Origin of the sequence: Pediococcus acidilactici DSM 20284 (assembly GCF_000146325.1) — a bacterium.
GTDB classification, from domain to species: domain Bacteria; phylum Bacillota; class Bacilli; order Lactobacillales; family Lactobacillaceae; genus Pediococcus; species Pediococcus acidilactici.
In genome coordinates this window covers 165,494-183,264 of record NZ_GL397067.1, presented here as the reverse complement: position 1 = coordinate 183,264, position 17,771 = coordinate 165,494, and the positions used below count along the sequence as shown (strand labels likewise).

The following is a 17,771-nucleotide window of genomic DNA, read 5'->3' as shown; positions in this document are numbered from 1 at the left end:
CTTAGGTCCTCATCACGTAGCCGGTGCCCCGAACCGTTTGGATGTAGCTAGGCTGCCCTGCCACGTCAATTTTATTCCGTAAATACCGGATGTAAACGTCCACTACATTGGTTTCCACGCCATCTTCCAAGCCCCAAACCTTACTCAACAAAGTTTCCCGGGACTGAACCACGTTTACGTTCTCCATTAAAAGTAGCAAGAGTTCATATTCACGTTTGGTTAAATTGATTACCTCGTTATTTCGCTTAACGACCCGATTTTCCTTTTCAATAACGATGTCTTTAAATTCTACAGTCGTTTGGTGGAAAGAAGTATCCTGTTCTTCGAGGTCAACCCGCCGAAGAACCGCACGCAAACGAGCTAACAATTCTTCGATGGCAAATGGTTTAACGATGTAATCATCGGCACCGTGGTCTAATCCGGACACCCGGTCAATAATTGAATCGCGTGCCGTCATCATAATAATTGGGGTAATCTTTTCCCGACGAATCCGGCGACAAACTTCAATCCCGTTAATTTCAGGCAACATTAAGTCCAATAAAATCGCGTCAAAGTCTTCTGAAAGGGCGGCTTCTAAACCGGTCCGACCATTTCCTTGGACTTCGGTTTCGTATCCTTCATGTTGTAGTTCTAGCTCTACAAAGCGAGCCAAACTCTTTTCATCTTCAATTATCAAAATTTTACTCATTTTTTCCGCTCCAAAATTAAATTATTTTAATCTCTATACTTCTAAATTTTAACATTGTCAACTGGCTTTGCCTAGCAGTTCTCTAAGTTGCTGACAAGCGTTTTTATTGGAGGTATGCATTTTTCTTTCTGGCCGTCGCAATAGCGAATACACCTATTCAAAACCGACCCAAAAATTAAGCAGCGACTAAAAACATTTGTGCGATAATTTTAATGAAATCACAACGTGCGCCGTAAGTTAGTTTTTCCCGCTTAACCAAAAATCGACCCTTATGCCCAATTGAGGCATAACGATCGATTTCCAGTTACTGCTCGCAAATTCCCCAACTTTTTACTCCCAATCTTCAAGGATATCTAAGTCAAGGCTCGCGGACAGTTATTTTTAATTATCTAAGTCTATTGTTCTTCATACCATGAGTAATGGAAAATGCCGTCACGGTCAACCCGTTCGTAGGTATGTGCACCGAAGTAGTCCCGTTGTGCTTGTAATAAGTTTGCGGGAAGTACTTCTGAGCGATAAGAGTCGTAGTAAGCAACCGCAGCTGAAAATGCGGGAACCGGGATACCTGCTTTAACAGCAAGGGCAACTACTTCGCGAACTGCATCTTGGTACTTCTTTGCAATTTCTTGGAAATAATCATCCATCAATAAGTTGCTTAGTTCCGGATTCTTGTCAAATGCATCGGTGATGTTTTGCAAGAATTGGGCACGGATAATGCAACCAGCACGCCAAATCTTAGCAATCTCACCAAAGTTAAGGTTCCAGTCGTAGTGCTTAGAAGCTACCCGCATTTGTTCAAATCCTTGTGCGTAGCTCATAATCTTACTGAAGTAAAGCGCTTGGCGAATCTTTTCAACGATTTCCTGCTTGTCCACATCGAGTTTTGGATTAGGACCAGTCAATTCTTTGCTTGCAGCAACCCGTTCGTCTTTTAGAACCGAGATGTAACGCGCATAAACTGATTCCGTAATCAATGATTGTGGAACCCCTAATTCAAGGGCGTTTTGAGAACTCCACTTACCAGTTCCCTTGTTACCACCCTTGTCCATGATCATGTCAACAATTGGTTTGTCGCTGCCAAGATCGTCTTTCCGGGTTAAGATGTCTGCAGTAATATCAATTAGGTAACTATCCAATTCACCCTTATTCCATTCTGCAAAGATGTCAGCAATTTCTTCAACGGAAAGACCAACCATTTTACGCATTAAGTCGTAACTTTCGTCGATTAACTGTTCGTCACCGTATTCAATTCCGTTGTGGACCATCTTTACGTAATGACCAGCCCCATTAGGCCCAATGTACGTTACGCAAGGTTCACCATCTTTAGCTTTTGCAGCAATTTGCTCAAAAATTGGTGCAACAAGGTCGTAAGCTTCCTTTTGACCACCTGGCATCATTGAAGGACCTTGTAACGCCCCTAATTCACCACCAGAAACTCCGGTACCGATAAAGTTGATTCCAGATTCATCAAGTTGCTTGTTACGGCGCATTGTGTCTTCAAAGTAGGTGTTGCCACCGTCGATTAACACGTCACCCTTATCCAAAAGCGGCAAGAGTTCAGCAATCACTGCGTCAGTTGGCTTACCAGCCTTAACCATCATCATAATGCGACGAGGTTTTTCAAGTGAATTAACAAAATCTTCAATCGTGTAAGAAGGAACTAACTTCTTATCACTATGATCTTCCATTACTTGTTTTGTTTTAGCAGCCGTCCGGTTGTAGATGGCAACCGTGTATCCGCGGCTTTCAATGTTCAACGCGAGATTTTTTCCCATTACGGCCATTCCAATGACCCCAATTTGTGGTTTATCCATGTTGCTATTCCTCCTCTTTGACAACGACTCTGTCGAATTAATACTACCAAAAAAATCACTTTGATTAAAGAAGTTTAAAACAAAAAAGCAACAAAAGGACCTAGGCTCCTTTTGTTGCTTTTTAATCATTAGTTAGCTTTCACGTCAATAACTTGTTTGCCGTTGTAGTAACCACAACTTGGGCAAACACGATGTGAAACTCGTAATTCACCACAGTTTGGGCATGGTGCCAAACCTGGAGTAGTTAACTTAATGTGTCCACGACGATTACGCTTACGTGTCTTTGATGTTCTTCTTGCTGGAACAGCCATCAATGAGCACCTCCTTTAAGAGAATTACGGTCTCCCGCTTAATTTAAAGCCTTACTGATCAGAATTATCTTTCAATAAATCTTTTAACTTTGCAAGGCGTGGATCAACTTGTTTATCTTGCTCCGACTCCGCTGCTACTTCCGAAACCACTTGCCATTCTGCACCAGAAGGCATAGTGCCCTTCTGTTCTTCATCAGGGGTTAAAACCTGCATGGGAACCTGTAAAACTACGTTGTCTTCAACCAACTTATCGACATCGATTACGTCATCCTTGACTAACATGACCACTTCTTCTTGTGGGAACGTGTCAATCAAACTAGCACTATCCACGTAAATTTCATTGACAAAAAAATCAAGCTTTAAGTGAACAGGTGTTAAGGAACGCGACGACGGAACCGTTAAATCACAACTGATCTCAGCATCAATCATAACTGAATCCCGGTCGTTTGTCACGGTGCCTTTAAAATTGATTGGTGAGCATTTTAAAACTACATCTGGAAAGCGTTCGATTAAAGATTGTTCCAAATCCATTGTCTCATCGAACTGAAACGGTTCTTTATGCTTACGCAATTCTGTAAAATACCATTCCATAGTGAACCTCCAATGCAACAGAAATAATTATACCATCTAGGATTTCTTTGTCAACGTTTTTTCCTTGACATTCTTTTCTAAAATCGGCGTCCTTCCCCATTCGTAAGGCGCCACCATTTGATATAGCTCATCCGCGCGCTTAGTTAGCTGATAACTGGCAGTAAAATCCGCTTTCGTTACCTTAGTCATCAGAACTTCACGAAAATCGTGTTCCCGCAAATAGGCTTGCCCCTGAGCATTAACCGCCAGCAGACGAGTCTTTTGCAACGGACTCAGTACCCGCAGGTTTAATAAAATAGCGGTTAATTTGCGCTGTAAACTAGTATAGCTATACCGCTTGGTTTTTAAATTCGTCATTAATTCCATAAAGGAACTACTTTGTGCCGCTTGGGCAAGGATCCGATTTTCAATGCCTTCGTTAATTCCGCGGATTTGGCGTAATTCTTTAGCAGAAGTTGTTTTTAACCGGTACTCTAAAAAGGGCCAAAATGCTTGCCAATCAACCGGCTTTTGACGTTCTAACACCTTTTTCATTCGGTCAGGTACCGCTTGTTGATACTGAGCATCATTCCGTTGAATTGACTGACGAATGGCTGTCGCGCTGGCAATCGTGCCCTTGATTTCTTGGTCTAGGTGCCCCGCTTGCAACCGTTCCACAGGCAATAAAGTTAATTTAGGTGCTAGCCGCAACTGCCAATAAGCATAGTTAACCCCTAAAATATCGTTAGACCGGCTTAACGAACTTTCCGCAAACAGCTGACTGGCGAAACTTTGATTATAATCTTGCTCGCTAAAAGTCCGGTCAAGTAACCGACTTTGTGCTTGAAAATCTAATCCAGGGGTCTCACACCCAAATGCTAACGCATCCGCTCGAAGCCACTGGGCAATCTGAACTCCCGCTTGGGCAAAATCCCGCGCGGCTGCCACAGCGTACTCAGTGGGCATTTCCACTACTAAATCGGCACCACTTTGCAAGGCCACGGCTGCCCGTTCCCACTTGTTTATTAAGGCCGGCTCTCCCCGTTGCACGAAATTGCCGCTCATTATCACGATCATCACGTCGGCTTGGGAAGTTTTCCGAGCCGTTTTCAGCAAGTACTGGTGTCCATTATGAAACGGATTAAACTCCGCAATTACCGCACAAGCCCGCATTCTACTACCTCCTGCAGCTAAAAAACCAGCGCGTAGTCTGTTCATCTACCGGCGCGTTACCAAAATCTGCAAAGTACTTCACCACAGAAAAGCCCGCTTTCTGTAATAAACCAACATACGTATCTAATTCGTAAGTTCGTTCAAAATGGGTCTCTTCCGTCCGGTAAAACGCCTCTGACGTTGGATCTTGCTTAGTAAAGAAGGTTAGATCATGTTCAACATGGTATTGATCTTCGCCGGCATAGCTGGTCCAAAGAAAAGCCTGCTGGTCGTCTTGATAATTAAACATGTATCCCGGATATACTTCTCCCGTTTGGTAAGGAGTAATCACGTCAAAAATAAATTGACCACCTTCCTTTAAGTGATCGTGCACTTGCGTAAAGGCCGTCAATAACTCAATTTCGTTTGCTAAATAGCAAAACGAATCGGCGTAGCAAGAAATCACGTCATAGGTGGGTAATTCCGCTAAATCAAGCATATTCCCCTGGACCAGTTCTAACGGAACTTTTGCAGAATACGCGTGTTGTTCCGCCAAAGCCAACATTTCACTTGATAAATCAAAACCGGTCACCTTTTGGCGTTGTTTTGCCAACTTAACCGCCAGGCGCCCGGCTCCACAAGCTAACTCTAGCCATTCGTGGGTTTGATTCAAATCAACTTGTTGTTTGGTATATTCAAACCAATTTTGGTACTGTTCTTCATCAAACAACTGGTCATAAAGTACCGCAAAACTCTGGTAAATCATTATTCAGTAATCCAATCCGCAATTTCTACGTTCTTAGCTTCTGACCATAACTTTTCCAAGTTATAAAACTTCCGTTGGTCAGTTTGGAAAACGTTAATTACGATGTCACCTAGGTCAATGAGGATCCATTCGGCCGCCCGGTAACCTTCAATTCGACGAATTTCTACGTCGTTTTCTTTTGCTTTTTCAATAATTGCGTCTGCAATCGCTGCTACTTGTCGATTTGAGTCCGCGCTAGTAATCACGAAATAGTCCGCCAAAGTGCTAATTTCGTGTACATCTAAGGCAATAATTCCCTCAGCACGCTTACTATCGGCTGCTTTTACTACTAATTCTAAGCTTTGTTTGTTATCCACTTTCATTCTCCTTAGTCGTTAAGTTTTGCAATCCACGCGTTGTAACTGTCAATGGTGGCGGGGAATACCGGGCGGTTGTTGGCTACTAAATAAGCCAGCGTATTCTTCATCTGAAGCGCAACGCCCTTTGGTAAACTTTGTTCCGTAATGATGCGCGCTTGTTGCACCCCGTCAAAATCCCGGCCGTCTTCAATATAATCGGCCATAAAGACAATTTGGTCAATTAAAGTCATGTATGGTGCTCCAACCGTGTGTCGCCGAATTGCATTTAAGATTTCTTCATCTTGAATTTTTAATTCGTTTTTGACAATTTCTGCTCCGACAACTCCGTGCCAAATCGCGTTACCATAATCTAACAAAATTGGGTCCAGTTGTAATTTATTAATGTAACCAATAAATTCACTATCAGGCCGATTTTTAGCATAATCGTGCAATAAAGCCGCAATACTAGCTTTTTCCACGTCAGCGTCATTTTGTTTTGCTAACTCAATGGCCTTTTGTTCTACGCGTAAGATGTGGTCAAATCGGGGACCTTGAACGCTTTTTTGTACCGCCGCAACCAATTCTTCTCGGTTCATCGGAATATAATTACTTTCGTAAGTCAACTCTACTTTACTCATATAAATGATGCTCCCTTATATAATCTTCTACAGCATCGGGTACTAAATATTTAATTGAGCACCCTTTATTAACCTTTTCCCTAATCATGGTTGAACTTAAATCAAAATGGGGAGTGTCAACCCAAATAATCGGATACTTCGCATCTCGCTCGTACTCTGGCCGATCGACCCCCACAAAATGAACCATGCGGGCTAATTTATCGATTTCGTGCCAAGTTGGCAAGTAGTTGACCATGTCACCACCGATAATAAAGTAGTAGTCGTTTTCGGGGTGCATTTCTTTTAATGCCTTGACCGTATCGTAAGAATAACTGGTCCCCCCGCGATTAATTTCGATTAAATCTAAATCAAAGTTAGGGTTCCCCTGAATTGCCAAGCGAACCATTTCAACCCGGTGCTCCGCAGCAATCGCTTCTTTTTTATCCACGTGAGGTGGCAGATAATCTGGGACAAACAGAATTTTATCCAATCCTAATTGGCTAGCCACCTGTTCTGCAATCATTAAATGCGCAAGGTGCGGCGGATTAAACGTTCCGCCTAAAATACCAATTTTCTTGCCCTTTGCTTGTGTTAGTGGTTCTTCAACCACCTCTACTTGAACTCCCGAAACACTTTTTGACTTTGTCGAAATCAATATTAATCACCTTACCATTATATCTTTTGAACGTTTTCTGAAATCTCTCTTTTATCTGGGTCTGCAGAAACTTTAAACAAAACCAAAACGTGACCGATCGTTTGGACGACTTGGATGTCGGTTTGCTGTTCAATAAACTCCTTAACCTCGGCAGTCGTTACGTCGGTATTTTGCTGTAAGTTAATCTTTAATAATTCGTGGTTATCTAACGCGCCGCCTAATTGAGCAAGCCAACTCTTGGTCAGTCCGTTTTTACCAACCGAAAAAACGGGTCGGAGATGGTGTGCTTGAGCACGTAAATAACGTTTTTGTTTTCCTCTTAATTTCAAATCAATACTCCCTTTATTTAGTTACTTACCAGCGATGGTACTTCGTTCTTAGATTAGAGCCCGCCGGATTACTACTGAAATACCCTTTGGTGCCCAAGCGGTAACCACGCTTCCCGCGGGAACTGCAATCCAACCTAAACCTTCAAAGACCACGTCACTATCTTCCTCAATCTTAAAATGGTGGCGTGCTAATTCAGGCAAATTGGCCAGATTTTCTGCCGCAGGTGGTGTCAAAAGTTCTCCAGCGTGTTTTTCATAAAAATGATCGGCATTAGCTAGCTTAGTGCGATGAATCATTAGATTGTTATCAAAATAGGCAGTGACTGAGCCCGTTGAATTTTCGTAGTCAAAGCGCGCCAAAGCACCCGCAAATAAAGTTTGCTCATCACCTAATTGATAAACGCGCGGTTTAATCGTCTTTTTCGGCGAAATGTACTTAAGATCTTCCGCCGTTAACACGTGTGCCATCTGATCGTTATGCACAATTCCCGGTGTATCAATCATTTTACTGTGATCGTCAAATGGAATTTCAATCCGATCTAACGTAGTTCCAGGAAAACGGGACGTCGTGATTACGTCTTTAATCCCGTTGCGTAAGGCAATCAAACTGTTAATTAAGGTTGATTTACCAACGTTGGTAACCCCTACGACGTAAACATCACGTCCATCGCGGAGTTGTTCAATCTTATCAAACAATTGTTCTACCGCAGGACGTTGTTTAGCACTGGTAATCATCACGTCTACCGGTTCAATTCCGTTAGCCTTTGCTTGTTGCCGTAGCCATTCCCGCATCCGGTGCCGTTTGATCGATTTAGGGAAAACATCCGCCTTATTACCAACTAAGAGAACCGGATTGTCCCCTACAAAACGGTGCAGTCCGGGAATTAAGCTACCATTAAAGTCAAACATGTCCACCACGTAAACCACTAGCGAATCTGAATCACTAATCTGACTCAATAGCTTTCTAAAGTCGTCATCACTAATGCTAACTGGTGCAATCTCATTATAATGACGCAACCGGAAGCAACGTTGACAATATAATTGTCCGCTTTCTAGACCTTTTTTTAAGGCCGACGCCGGCGTGTACCCCGGAAGCTGAGCATCTTCCGTTTGTAACGTTGCCCCGCACCCAATACACCGAATTTCTTCTTCGTTCATTCTTATAATAACTCCTTATGCCAAACTAATTCCGGATACTTTTTCTTCAAAGACCGCTTAATGAATAGCTCTAAAAAACGATTCAACTTGGTATTCCAAGCATCCGTTTCAATTAAGGGCTTCACTAGCACTCCCCGTACTCCGGATAAATTGGCCGCTACCATGTCAGTAAGGAGTTGATCTCCCACCATGATGGTCTCGGCCTTTTTTAGACGATATTGTCGTAAAACTCGTTTAATACCTACCGTTAACGGTTTTAAAGCTCGGGCATCAAACTCTAAACCAAAGCCAGCTACCGCCTTGGAAACCCGACTGTGACTATTGTTTGAAACTACAATTACCCGAATGCCTTCCCGTTTCAATTCACTAATCCACCGCTTTAATTCTGGCGTACCATCCGGATTGTTCCAGGCAATTAAAGTGTTATCTAGGTCGGTTAACACGGTGGTGATTCCCTTGGCCTTTAAATCTTTAGCGGATAGATTGTAAATTCTTTCAATCATCCACGTTGGTTTAAAAATGTTCATAATCTTTCTCCCCATGATTACTGTCTGTTCAATTATAAACGATAGGAATGCTTTTTGAAAAGAGAAGCCAACCTTAATTCTACTTCCATTCCGGACTTTTCGTTAAATTAAGACAGTAAGCGGTGATTACTTGGACAACTTAATGTGTTGGCACATTTTCATCCAAATTGACTCACTTCAAAATAAAAAGGACCGCGCTCACCATGGAGCGGACGATCCTTTTTAGTAGTCACTTAATTAAGTATCTAATTAAAGAGCTTTTTTAGCTTCTTCAGCCAAAGCCTTAAATGCGTCAGCATCGTTTACGGCAAGGTCAGCAAGCATCTTACGGTTCATGTCGATACCAGCTTCCTTAAGACCATGCATTAACTTGCTGTAGCTCAAACCGTTCATTCTTGCAGCAGCGTTGATCCGTGCAATCCAAAGACGACGGAATTCGCCCTTACGGTTACGACGGTCACGGAATGCGTACAAACCAGACTTCATTACTTGGTCTTTAGCAACCTTAAATTGAATATGTTTTGCTCCGCGATATCCTTTAGCAAGTTTTAATACGCGCTTACGACGGCGACGTGTTACTGTTCCACCCTTTACTCGTGGCATAATAATTCCTCCTTAAATCACCCGCAGGTCATTTACTTTTCTGTTTAATTTAATTACTTGATGTTTGAAAGTAACTTCTTATAACGTTTTACGTTAGTACTGTCCATCATGTCTGTACCACGTAATTGACGACGTTGCTTCTTAGTCTTTCCATGGAAACGGTGACTTGTAAAAGCATTTGCACTCTTTAGACCGCCATTAGCAGTTTTCTTAAAACGCTTTGCAGCAGCGCGGTTTGTCTTCATTTTAGGCATAATCTGTTCCTCCAGAAATTTAAATTATTTATCAGCATTAGGAGCCAATACCAAGAACATGCTCCGACCGTCCATCTTTGGACGAGCTTCAATCCGAGCGATGTCAGAAGTCTCCTCAGCCATCCGTTCAAGTACTTTACGACCAATGTCTTTATGGGTAATTGCCCGACCCTTAAAACGAATTGATACCCGAACTTTATCTCCTTTGCCTAAGAACTTCTTAGCGTTCTTAAGTTTAGTGTTAAAGTCGTTTGTATCAATTGTCGGACTCAAACGGATTTCTTTAATGCTGACAGTCTTTTGCTTTTTACGAGCTTCACGTTTTTTCTTTTGTTGCTCGAAACGATATTTCCCATAATCCATAATCTTGGCTACTGGTGGTTTTGCCTTTGGGGAAACTACGACAACGTCAAGATTAGCTTCTTCAGCAATTTGGATTGCTTCTGCTTTTGACTTAACCCCTAATTGATCACCATTAACACCAATCAAGCGGACTTCACGAGCCCGAATGGTTTCATTTACCATTGTATCTTTTGCTATGGTTCTTCACCTCCAGGAAAATTATCGAGAATGCAGAAAAGCGGATGGCACACGCCACCCGCTTTTTTTGGATCTTCAACATCCATTCAACGTTCTTTAGCCCAGCAACTTCTAAGTTACAAGGCGAGAAGCGGTGGCCTCTGCTTTTTCTCAACGTTTACTAAGATACCAAAATAATCAGTCTCTGTCAACTAAACTAAAAAATTATTTTTACATAAAGAGGTTTACGTAGATTGGAACTAGAATGTCCATCGCTACTGAAACGATTACAACCGCTACGGATGCCATTGCACCTTCAATTGAACCTAATTGAACCGCTTTGGCTGAACCAACGGTGTGTCCGGAAACTCCCAGTCCTAATCCAGTTCCCACTTTAGAGATATTTTTGAGCTTAAAGATTTTAATTAAGAATTCGGCCAACGCGTAGATAATTACGGCGTTGATAATGCAGACCATCGCCGTAATTGCCGGATCCCCGCCGATTCCCTTTGCAATCGGCATGGCAATTGCGGTAGTTGCTGCTTGAGGTAGCATTGCCGCAATCGAAACTCGGGAGAGTCCCATTAGCTTGGAGACCATGTGAATACCAAATAAGGAAATAAAACCACCGACGAACAAGGTTAGGAATACATCTACCCAGTACTTCTTAAAAATATCGTTCCGTCGATATAGCGGAATCGCAAATGCCACGGTAGCCGGGTTTAAAAACCAAAAAATCATGTTGCCGCCTGGTAAATAGTACTTTTTATAAACTGCGACAGTTGTGGAACCAATTCCCTTTCCCCAAAGAACTAAGATTACAATTCCTAAAACCATTCCAACTAATAACGGGGTAAATAGGAAGAAGCCTTTGCTAACTTTAAAAAGCCACATTCCAATTAGATAAACTACTAAAGAAATAAAAATTCCGGTAAACGGTGTTGCTAAAGCTGCATCCATTATTCATCGTCCCCCTTTTTACCCGTAATTTTTTGGTGAATTCGAATGAAAAATGCTCCTACGTATGCAATTACGACCAGGAGAATAATTGTCGAAATGACCACCACGATAATATCCTGGAGCCCTTCCCTTTTCATTAAATCCAAACTACCGGCTAATTGAATTCCTGATGGAACAAATAAGAAAGCAATTAAGCCAATCATAAAGTCACCAAATTTTTCAACTTGTTCGAGTTTAACAATGTGGGTCGCCAATAAAATATATAAAATAATCATACCAATTAACGGAGTGGGAACCACAATGTTTGCGGGAAATAGCTGAGAAATGATTTGCGAAACGAATAAAATCGCCGCAAAAATCGCCATTTGAACAAGGATTGGCGTCTTCTTTTTCTCTTGATCTTTTTTCATCAGAATTCCTCCTTAAAACACTTGATTCAAGGGCTTTTCTTCCCTTGCTCACCATTAATTCTAAGTGATTTTGATCGATTTGTAACCGTTTTCACAATCAATTGACCCTAATTATGGATAGAATACCAACTACCCGAGATGAAATGCCCTTAACAATTCCAACGTAAAAAGTGACCACTTCTCTAAGCAATTTAACCTAGAGTTGTGATCACTTTTTAAAAATTAAGATAACTAAAACTTTATGGAATAACTTTAATTTCCATCAACTAAATCACCTGAATTATTACTCACTTCATCCCTAAGTGGCGTTTGGTTTCGTTAACGTACGAACGGCTCACCGGAATCTTAATTCCATTCGATAACGTCAATTGGTAGGTATGGTTGAAACTTGGTTGTAATTCAAAAACTGAATCAAGGTTAACCACGTAACTACGATGTACTTGCAAAAACTTTTGCGGATCCAATTCTGCCAATAGTTTTCGGAGAGGCTGTTTGCTGGTAACTAATGGTAAATTGGCCACGTGAATAATTACCGTGCCCCCCTGCGCTTCTAAATAAATGATGTTATTTTTCTTAATCACGATCGTTCGTTCTTCATTAGTAATTGACAGTCGCGGATTAAGATATTTTTGCTGGTAATTGGCGGTATCGCGTTGCTGCCGATCCAATAATTTTTTGATTCGGTCAAGCGCTTCATTAATGCGACTTTGCTCAAAGGGTTTGAGTACGTAGTCCACTGCCTCAGCACTAAACGCATCTAAAGCATATTGGTCGTACGCCGTGGCAAAGATCACGTATGGTGAAACCGCCATTTTCTTCCATTTTTTCGCCAAAGCCATTCCATTACCATCTTCAAGCTTAATATCCAAAAATACCAAATCGGGATGTTCATTTGCTACATACTGGTCGGCCTCCACCACTCCATCAGCTTCCGCAACCTGGTCAACGATGGGGTTTTCCTCCAATAAGTAATTTAATTCTTGGCGAGCTAATGGCTCATCGTCAACAATCAATACTTTCATCACTTTTGCTTCCCTTCTTGAAATGGTATTTTCACGGTGATTGTCGTTCCTTCAGAGCTTGATTGAATATCTAAATTTGCTGCCTCACCGTAAAGTCCCGCAAACCGGGCGGTTAAATTTTGTAAAGCCGTTCCACTACCACTTTGAGAATCAACCACCTGGTGTCCTAACTGTTTTAAAATATGGGGGTCAATTCCGTGCCCGTTATCCGCAACCACGATTTTTAACGCGTTGGCAACTTGACTAACCCCCACCTTAATCTGTTGATCCTTCATTTTAGGATTAAAAGCGTGGCGAACCGCATTTTCCACTAAAATTTGGATTGTAAACGGTGGGACTAGGGCATTTTCGGACACCGCGTTGCTAAACAGCACCCGGTACCTTCCTGGAAAACGAGCCTGTTCCAAAGATAAATATGCTCTTACGTGTTTAAATTCTTGTGATAATGGAATTACCACCTCCCGGCTCCCCATCAAGTTAGCCCGGAAATAGGTACTTAATTGAATCAACAACTCCCGTGCCTTTTCACTGTCTTGACGCATCACCGCGACAATTGTATTGATTGCGTTAAAGAAGAAGTGCGGGTTCACTTGGGCATGCAACGATTTAATTTCTGCGTCCTTAACTAGCTCAGTCTGCCTTTCCATATCACCCAGCATAATCTGCATGGCCAAGATTTCTCCGAGCCCCATCCCTAATTGAATTTCTACCGGGCTTAATCGCCACTGTTCTTTATAGTAAACTTTTAAGCTGCCAATAATCTGTTCTTTAATAAACAACGGGACCACAATTGCCGAATGGAGCGGGCATTTGGGCTCTGAACAATTAATTTCGTGAAAATTATTGGCAATTTGTACCTCTCCGGATTGAATCGCCTTCAAAGACAGATCGGTTCGAATCGGTTGCCCAGCAATGTGATGGTCGCTCCCCGCCCCGACGAAGGCGAGGATTTTTTGCTTATCCGTAATTCCGATTGCATCAAAATTAGTGTACTTAAGCATTAAATTGGCAACTTCTTGGGCCGATTTGTAATTAAGTCCCTGGCGAAATGCCGGTAACGTTTTTAATGCTAACTGGAGCACTGAACGAGTTTGGGTTGCTTGTACATCCACTTCTTGGCGAAAATATAATGCAACGATTGATAAAAACACCGAAGTCCCTAGTGCGCTGACCGTAATCATGGGAATCGCGATATACCTTACCAATCGCCAACCCGTGGGACTAAAAATTAGGATAAAAGTCATCTGGATGGTTTCCATCAATAATCCAATCAAAAAACCGTGCCACGGCTTCATAGTCGCAAACCGATGCTGCTTTTGATTAGAAAACCATCCCGATAAAATTCCAATCAAAATTGAACTTGGAATATAAAAAAGTGCGTCGTTAGTTAAGGATTCTTGTAAAACACGATGAACTCCAGCAACTGCGCCGACAACCCCACCAACCATTGGTCCGCCAATGATTCCAGAAACGGTAACCGTTAAAATACGGATGTTAGCCACCGAATAACCTGCTGGAATTCGTAATAATAACGGATTAAAGTGGATAGAGTTGTCAGGCGAAAGCTCAATCCCAATCAAATTAGCCGTAATCGTAAAGAAAGCAAAGATAATTATCAACTGAAATTTAGCGGCGCCGTCCTGTCGAAAGAGTAATTTTCGAAACGGCGGAAAATTAACGAGAAAAAAGGCCAAAATAATAATCAGGCCCACCCGTTCAATCATTAGTAAGGTTAAATTTAGCATTTGAATCCTTCTTTCGTGCTTAAGAAGTTCCTTTCCTTCAATTATACATGAAACGCCTTTCCTTGCTTAGCCGTAAATCGATCTTTCAAAGCCATTTGGGCAACTAAAAAGAGCTATGTAAACCCACCTGGATTTACATAGCTCCCGAAAGCTAAAAGTTTTTAATTTTTGCGACTGTAGCTATCAATGTCAGCTTTAATATCTTGCATAAATTGATCTACTGAAACAGTTTGTGAGTCATCTTCACCATAGCGACGAACACTAACCGCGTTAGAATCCATTTCGTTGTCCCCAACTACTAAGATGTATGGAATCTTTTGGGTTTGTGCTTCACGGATCTTGTAACCCATCTTTTCGTTGCGGTGGTCAACTTCAACTCGGATGTCTTGGTCAGCCATTTGTTCACGCAACTTATCTGCGTATTCACCATGCAAGTCATCCTTAACTGGGATAATCGTTACTTGTTTTGGTGCTAACCAAGTTGGGAAGGCACCCTTGTACATTTCAATTAGGTAAGCCGTGAAGCGTTCCATAGTTGAAACTAACCCACGGTGAATCATAACTGGGCGGTGTTCTTCACCATCTGCTCCGACGTAATGTAAGTCGAATTGTTTTGGCAACATGAAGTCTAATTGGATTGTTGATAGAGTTTCTTCGTTACCAAGTGCCGTCTTTGTTTGTACGTCAAGCTTTGGACCGTAGAAAGCAGCTTCGCCTTCTGCTTCAACGTAATCTAAACCAAGGTCATCCATCGCAGCTTTAAGCATTGATTGTGAGTGGTTCCACATCTCGTCATCGTCAAAGTACTTTTCAGTATTTTCAGGATCACGGTAACTAAGCCGGAATGTGTAATCCGTAATGTCAAAGTCGCGATAAACTTCAACCATCAATTGTAGAACTTTCTTGAATTCTTCTTGAATTTGATCAGGCGCAACGAAAGTGTGACCATCGTTCAACGTCATTTCACGTACCCGTTGCAAACCAGAAAGGGCACCAGATTTTTCGTAACGGTGCATCATTCCAAGTTCAGCAATCCGTAATGGTAATTCACGATACGAACGGATGTGGTGCTTATAAACTTGAATATGGGATGGGCAGTTCATTGGCCGCAATTCAAGCATTTCGCCGTCACCCATGTCCATTGGTGGGAACATATCTTCCCGATAGTGTTGCCAGTGACCAGAAGTCTTGTACGCGTCAAGGTTCATTAATACTGGTGTGTATACGTGCTGGTAGCCATGTTGGACTTCCTTGTCGATGATGTAACGTTCGATTGTCCGACGGATGGTTGCCCCGTTTGGCATCCAGTATGGTAATCCAGCGCCCACTTCTGGATCAACAAAGAAGAGGTCGAGGTCATTACCAATTACCCGGTGGTCACGTTCACGAGCTTCCTTTTGGCGTGCCAATTCAGCATCCAAGTCTTTTTGGTTGAAGAACGAAGTACCGTAAATCCGTTGTAACATTGGATTACTTGACTTACCTTCCCAATAAGCACCCGCAACGGATAGCAATTTGATGGCTTTCAATCCCGAAGCATCTGGTAATGCAACACAGTCACTGACGATTAAGCTGCCATCAACGTCGTATACGTTAACCTTGCCGTCTTTAGCGTTTTTCTTAACTAGCTTAGCTTGGTAAGGATCGCTATCAACCTTAGCTAAAGCATCTTCAACGCTTAACATTTCATGACTCAAAGCAACCTTTGCTTGAATCATATCTTTCATTTTATCTTCAATAGCGGGGAGTTCGTCGACCGAAATTTGTTGACCTTCCTTATCGGTGTCAGCATAAAAACCGTGTTCGATGTTACCAATTTCCCCAATCCGGATTTCCGGATAAATGCTCTTGATTGCACTTGTCAATACTAAAGCTGCTGAATTCCAGTTTACCAATTGTCCATCTTCGGAATCCTTGGTAATGATCTCAACCTTTCCATCTTGGTCAAGTGGTTGGTCCAAATTAACCAATTCATCATTAACTTTTCCAGCAACGGCGTTTTTTGCCAAACTTGTACCAATTGACTTCGCAATTTCAAGTACGGTGACACCAGCACCAAAAGGTTTTACACTGCCATCTGGAAATTCAATCTTAATCTCTGCCATAATTACACGCTCCCTTTACAAAAAATAGTATAAAAAAATCCCTGGTATTTTCATACCAGGGACGTGTTAGACGTTATTTCACGCGGTTCCACCCTCGTTGCAGACTACTAGAACGTAATCCACCACTTAATTAAACCGATAACGGTGGCAACCCGAACTGATATTTCGATCAGTCTCTAGTCAAGTGGGAAGTTTTTAGTTGCTTTGCTTACAGTCCATGGCGCGGCTCCCTGAGGTTAAAAACTACATGTTTGACTCTGATTTACAACTTCATTATATCCATTCAAAATTGCTTGTCAACCCTGTCGATGATTTTTTCCGATTAAAGTAACCTCTTCACTTAAAAATTTGATCCGTTCCATTAACCGTTTGGCCTTTAAAGGCTCGGCCTCCCCGCGTTGGTTGACCGTTAAGTGTTCCTTTTCTAGTTGCTCCATTGAAAAGTTAGAGGTGAAGAACGTTGGTAACTCTTCTTGCATGCGATATTCTAAGATTACGCCTAAAATATCATCCCGTACCCATGCAGAAATACTATCTGCACCAATGTCGTCAATCACTAAAATTGGCGCCTGCTTGACCGCGTCAAGCTTGCTTTGAATTTCTTTAGAATCCCCAATCGTGTTTTTTAATTCCACCGCTAAACTAGGAAAATGAACGATGGTTGTCGAGTAATTATGTTTGGCTAATTCATTAGCCATTGCACCCATCAAGTAGGTTTTTCCTACCCCAAAGCTACCGGTTAAGTATAAGCCTCGGTGAAATTGGTCCGGTGCCTGATCATAAGCGGCCACAAAATCCATCGTCTTACTTAAAGCAATATTCCGGTCAGGCTCTTGGTAGTAATCACTAAAATCAGCCCGCCGAATCATCTTTGGCATACTAATTGACTTTACCAGCGCTTGCCGCTGGGCCGCCTGGCGTCTCATTGTCATTTCTTTAGTAGGCACGTACTCAATATCAATTAGGTGATTGCTGAGTACTAACTGGGGCTCGTAACCCGGCAAAAAGGAGGGCTCGTGCCGCGCAATCTTCCTGCGTTCGTTAACAAATTCGTATAGTTTGGCCGCTCCCCGCTCCAAAGCTTCCGTAGTTAACTCCGCTTGGTGTGTTTGGCAAAAGGCCACAACTTCGGGATCCTGATAAACAGTTTTCATCACCGACTGGAAACGTTGGTCGAGTTTCCGTTTATTCATCAATCCCTCAATTGCTTCGCGAATATTTTCCATTT

At 42.2% G+C, this 17,771-nt stretch carries 21 protein-coding genes and 1 other annotated feature; all 21 genes read right to left on the bottom strand.

The genetic code is table 11. The features are described 5' to 3' along the window. Position 1 precedes the first annotated feature (1 nt). The 21 genes from HMPREF0623_RS00880 to dnaI all read right to left on the bottom strand — a co-directional run bounded on the left by HMPREF0623_RS00880 (position 2) and on the right by dnaI (position 17,769). Entirely contained in the window at positions 2 to 688 is a 687-nt protein-coding gene (locus HMPREF0623_RS00880; RefSeq protein WP_002831403.1) for a response regulator transcription factor, read from the bottom strand. A gap of 395 nt (positions 689 to 1,083) precedes the next feature. Then, positions 1,084 to 2,502 (bottom strand): NADP-dependent phosphogluconate dehydrogenase, encoded by a 1,419-nt coding sequence (gene gndA / locus HMPREF0623_RS00875; RefSeq protein WP_002831401.1) that lies wholly within the window; start codon positions 2,500 to 2,502, stop codon positions 1,084 to 1,086. A gap of 128 nt (positions 2,503 to 2,630) precedes the next feature. Beyond that, complete coding sequence (rpmF, locus tag HMPREF0623_RS09305) at positions 2,631 to 2,813, bottom strand: 50S ribosomal protein L32 (protein WP_002831400.1); 183 nt, start codon at positions 2,811 to 2,813, stop codon at positions 2,631 to 2,633. A gap of 51 nt (positions 2,814 to 2,864) precedes the next feature. Then, positions 2,865 to 3,404 (bottom strand): YceD family protein, encoded by a 540-nt coding sequence (locus HMPREF0623_RS00870; RefSeq protein ID WP_002831396.1) that lies wholly within the window; start codon positions 3,402 to 3,404, stop codon positions 2,865 to 2,867. 36 nt (positions 3,405 to 3,440) lie between these two features. Further along, entirely contained in the window at positions 3,441 to 4,556 is a 1,116-nt protein-coding gene (locus HMPREF0623_RS00865; RefSeq protein ID WP_004165684.1) for a tRNA(Met) cytidine acetate ligase, read from the bottom strand. Positions 4,557 to 4,560: 4 nt separating this feature from the next. Then, a complete protein-coding gene (locus HMPREF0623_RS00860; protein ID WP_004165244.1) occupies positions 4,561 to 5,301 on the bottom strand; it encodes a class I SAM-dependent DNA methyltransferase in 741 nt (246 codons plus the stop codon). Then, positions 5,301 to 5,657, bottom strand: a complete 357-nt coding sequence (rsfS, locus tag HMPREF0623_RS00855; protein WP_002831393.1) for a ribosome silencing factor — start codon at positions 5,655 to 5,657, stop codon at positions 5,301 to 5,303. Before rsfS ends, HMPREF0623_RS00860 begins: the two co-directional genes overlap by 1 nt. 11 nt (positions 5,658 to 5,668) lie before the next feature. Next, positions 5,669 to 6,277, bottom strand: a complete 609-nt coding sequence (gene yqeK / locus HMPREF0623_RS00850; RefSeq protein ID WP_004165682.1) for a bis(5'-nucleosyl)-tetraphosphatase (symmetrical) YqeK — start codon at positions 6,275 to 6,277, stop codon at positions 5,669 to 5,671. After that, positions 6,270 to 6,911, bottom strand: coding sequence for a nicotinate-nucleotide adenylyltransferase (locus HMPREF0623_RS00845; RefSeq protein ID WP_002831391.1), 642 nt, complete (start codon positions 6,909 to 6,911; stop codon positions 6,270 to 6,272). Before HMPREF0623_RS00845 ends, yqeK begins: the two co-directional genes overlap by 8 nt. Before the next feature lie 17 nt (positions 6,912 to 6,928). Beyond that, positions 6,929 to 7,240: a ribosome assembly RNA-binding protein YhbY gene (gene yhbY / locus HMPREF0623_RS00840; protein ID WP_004165249.1), complete on the bottom strand. Its 312-nt coding sequence runs from the start codon at positions 7,238 to 7,240 to the stop codon at positions 6,929 to 6,931. A 48-nt stretch (positions 7,241 to 7,288) separates the two neighbouring features. Continuing rightward, on the bottom strand, positions 7,289 to 8,398 hold the full coding sequence (gene yqeH, locus HMPREF0623_RS00835) for a ribosome biogenesis GTPase YqeH (RefSeq protein ID WP_004165681.1): 1,110 nt from the start codon (positions 8,396 to 8,398) through the stop codon (positions 7,289 to 7,291). Positions 8,399 to 8,400: 2 nt separating this feature from the next. Beyond that, positions 8,401 to 8,925: a YqeG family HAD IIIA-type phosphatase gene (locus HMPREF0623_RS00830; RefSeq protein ID WP_002831387.1), complete on the bottom strand. Its 525-nt coding sequence runs from the start codon at positions 8,923 to 8,925 to the stop codon at positions 8,401 to 8,403. Between the two features lie 249 nt (positions 8,926 to 9,174). Then, positions 9,175 to 9,528 (bottom strand): 50S ribosomal protein L20, encoded by a 354-nt coding sequence (gene rplT / locus HMPREF0623_RS00825; RefSeq protein WP_002831385.1) that lies wholly within the window; start codon positions 9,526 to 9,528, stop codon positions 9,175 to 9,177. Between the two features lie 53 nt (positions 9,529 to 9,581). Further along, positions 9,582 to 9,782 carry a 50S ribosomal protein L35 gene (gene rpmI, locus HMPREF0623_RS00820; RefSeq protein WP_002831382.1) on the bottom strand — a complete coding sequence of 67 codons (201 nt, stop codon included), beginning with the start codon at positions 9,780 to 9,782 and terminating at the stop codon, positions 9,582 to 9,584. A 24-nt stretch (positions 9,783 to 9,806) separates the two neighbouring features. Then, positions 9,807 to 10,307, bottom strand: coding sequence for a translation initiation factor IF-3 (gene infC, locus HMPREF0623_RS00815; protein WP_002831380.1), 501 nt, complete (start codon positions 10,305 to 10,307; stop codon positions 9,807 to 9,809). Positions 10,308 to 10,348: 41 nt separating this feature from the next. Further along, positions 10,349 to 10,474: a sequence feature (ribosomal protein L20 leader region), on the bottom strand. A 58-nt stretch (positions 10,475 to 10,532) separates the two neighbouring features. Next, a complete protein-coding gene (locus HMPREF0623_RS00810) occupies positions 10,533 to 11,261 on the bottom strand; it encodes an LrgB family protein (RefSeq protein WP_004165679.1) in 729 nt (242 codons plus the stop codon). Then, positions 11,261 to 11,671 carry a CidA/LrgA family protein gene (locus tag HMPREF0623_RS00805; protein ID WP_002831377.1) on the bottom strand — a complete coding sequence of 137 codons (411 nt, stop codon included), beginning with the start codon at positions 11,669 to 11,671 and terminating at the stop codon, positions 11,261 to 11,263. The genes HMPREF0623_RS00810 and HMPREF0623_RS00805 overlap by 1 nt, the downstream gene beginning before the upstream one ends. A gap of 287 nt (positions 11,672 to 11,958) precedes the next feature. Beyond that, a complete protein-coding gene (locus HMPREF0623_RS00800; protein WP_004165678.1) occupies positions 11,959 to 12,693 on the bottom strand; it encodes a LytR/AlgR family response regulator transcription factor in 735 nt (244 codons plus the stop codon). Continuing rightward, positions 12,693 to 14,438, bottom strand: coding sequence for a LytS/YhcK type 5TM receptor domain-containing protein (locus HMPREF0623_RS00795; RefSeq protein WP_004165254.1), 1,746 nt, complete (start codon positions 14,436 to 14,438; stop codon positions 12,693 to 12,695). Before HMPREF0623_RS00795 ends, HMPREF0623_RS00800 begins: the two co-directional genes overlap by 1 nt. A gap of 161 nt (positions 14,439 to 14,599) precedes the next feature. Beyond that, on the bottom strand, positions 14,600 to 16,543 hold the full coding sequence (gene thrS, locus HMPREF0623_RS00790) for a threonine--tRNA ligase (protein WP_004165255.1): 1,944 nt from the start codon (positions 16,541 to 16,543) through the stop codon (positions 14,600 to 14,602). Positions 16,544 to 16,839: 296 nt separating this feature from the next. Beyond that, a complete protein-coding gene (gene dnaI, locus HMPREF0623_RS00785) occupies positions 16,840 to 17,769 on the bottom strand; it encodes a primosomal protein DnaI (protein WP_004165677.1) in 930 nt (309 codons plus the stop codon). Between the last annotated feature and the right edge of the window lie 2 nt (positions 17,770 to 17,771).

What these genes read in the sequence shown, in the direction of transcription:
- HMPREF0623_RS00880 (WP_002831403.1), bottom strand. Translation starts at nt 688, where the DNA reads ATGAGTAAAATTTTGATAATTGAAGATGAAAAGAGTTTGGCTCGCTTT.
- gndA (WP_002831401.1), bottom strand. Translation starts at nt 2,502, where the DNA reads ATGGATAAACCACAAATTGGGGTCATTGGAATGGCCGTAATGGGAAAA.
- rpmF (WP_002831400.1), bottom strand. Translation starts at nt 2,813, where the DNA reads ATGGCTGTTCCAGCAAGAAGAACATCAAAGACACGTAAGCGTAATCGT.
- HMPREF0623_RS00870 (WP_002831396.1), bottom strand. Translation starts at nt 3,404, where the DNA reads ATGGAATGGTATTTTACAGAATTGCGTAAGCATAAAGAACCGTTTCAG.
- HMPREF0623_RS00865 (WP_004165684.1), bottom strand. Translation starts at nt 4,556, where the DNA reads ATGCGGGCTTGTGCGGTAATTGCGGAGTTTAATCCGTTTCATAATGGA.
- HMPREF0623_RS00860 (WP_004165244.1), bottom strand. Translation starts at nt 5,301, where the DNA reads ATGATTTACCAGAGTTTTGCGGTACTTTATGACCAGTTGTTTGATGAA.
- yqeK (WP_004165682.1), bottom strand. Translation starts at nt 6,277, where the DNA reads ATGAGTAAAGTAGAGTTGACTTACGAAAGTAATTATATTCCGATGAAC.
- yqeH (WP_004165681.1), bottom strand. Translation starts at nt 8,398, where the DNA reads ATGAACGAAGAAGAAATTCGGTGTATTGGGTGCGGGGCAACGTTACAA.
- HMPREF0623_RS00830 (WP_002831387.1), bottom strand. Translation starts at nt 8,925, where the DNA reads ATGAACATTTTTAAACCAACGTGGATGATTGAAAGAATTTACAATCTA.
- rplT (WP_002831385.1), bottom strand. Translation starts at nt 9,528, where the DNA reads ATGCCACGAGTAAAGGGTGGAACAGTAACACGTCGCCGTCGTAAGCGC.
- rpmI (WP_002831382.1), bottom strand. Translation starts at nt 9,782, where the DNA reads ATGCCTAAAATGAAGACAAACCGCGCTGCTGCAAAGCGTTTTAAGAAA.
- infC (WP_002831380.1), bottom strand. Translation starts at nt 10,307, where the DNA reads ATGGTAAATGAAACCATTCGGGCTCGTGAAGTCCGCTTGATTGGTGTT.
- HMPREF0623_RS00810 (WP_004165679.1), bottom strand. Translation starts at nt 11,261, where the DNA reads ATGGATGCAGCTTTAGCAACACCGTTTACCGGAATTTTTATTTCTTTA.
- HMPREF0623_RS00805 (WP_002831377.1), bottom strand. Translation starts at nt 11,671, where the DNA reads ATGAAAAAAGATCAAGAGAAAAAGAAGACGCCAATCCTTGTTCAAATG.
- HMPREF0623_RS00800 (WP_004165678.1), bottom strand. Translation starts at nt 12,693, where the DNA reads ATGAAAGTATTGATTGTTGACGATGAGCCATTAGCTCGCCAAGAATTA.
- HMPREF0623_RS00795 (WP_004165254.1), bottom strand. Translation starts at nt 14,438, where the DNA reads ATGCTAAATTTAACCTTACTAATGATTGAACGGGTGGGCCTGATTATT.
- thrS (WP_004165255.1), bottom strand. Translation starts at nt 16,543, where the DNA reads ATGGCAGAGATTAAGATTGAATTTCCAGATGGCAGTGTAAAACCTTTT.
- dnaI (WP_004165677.1), bottom strand. Translation starts at nt 17,769, where the DNA reads ATGGAAAATATTCGCGAAGCAATTGAGGGATTGATGAATAAACGGAAA.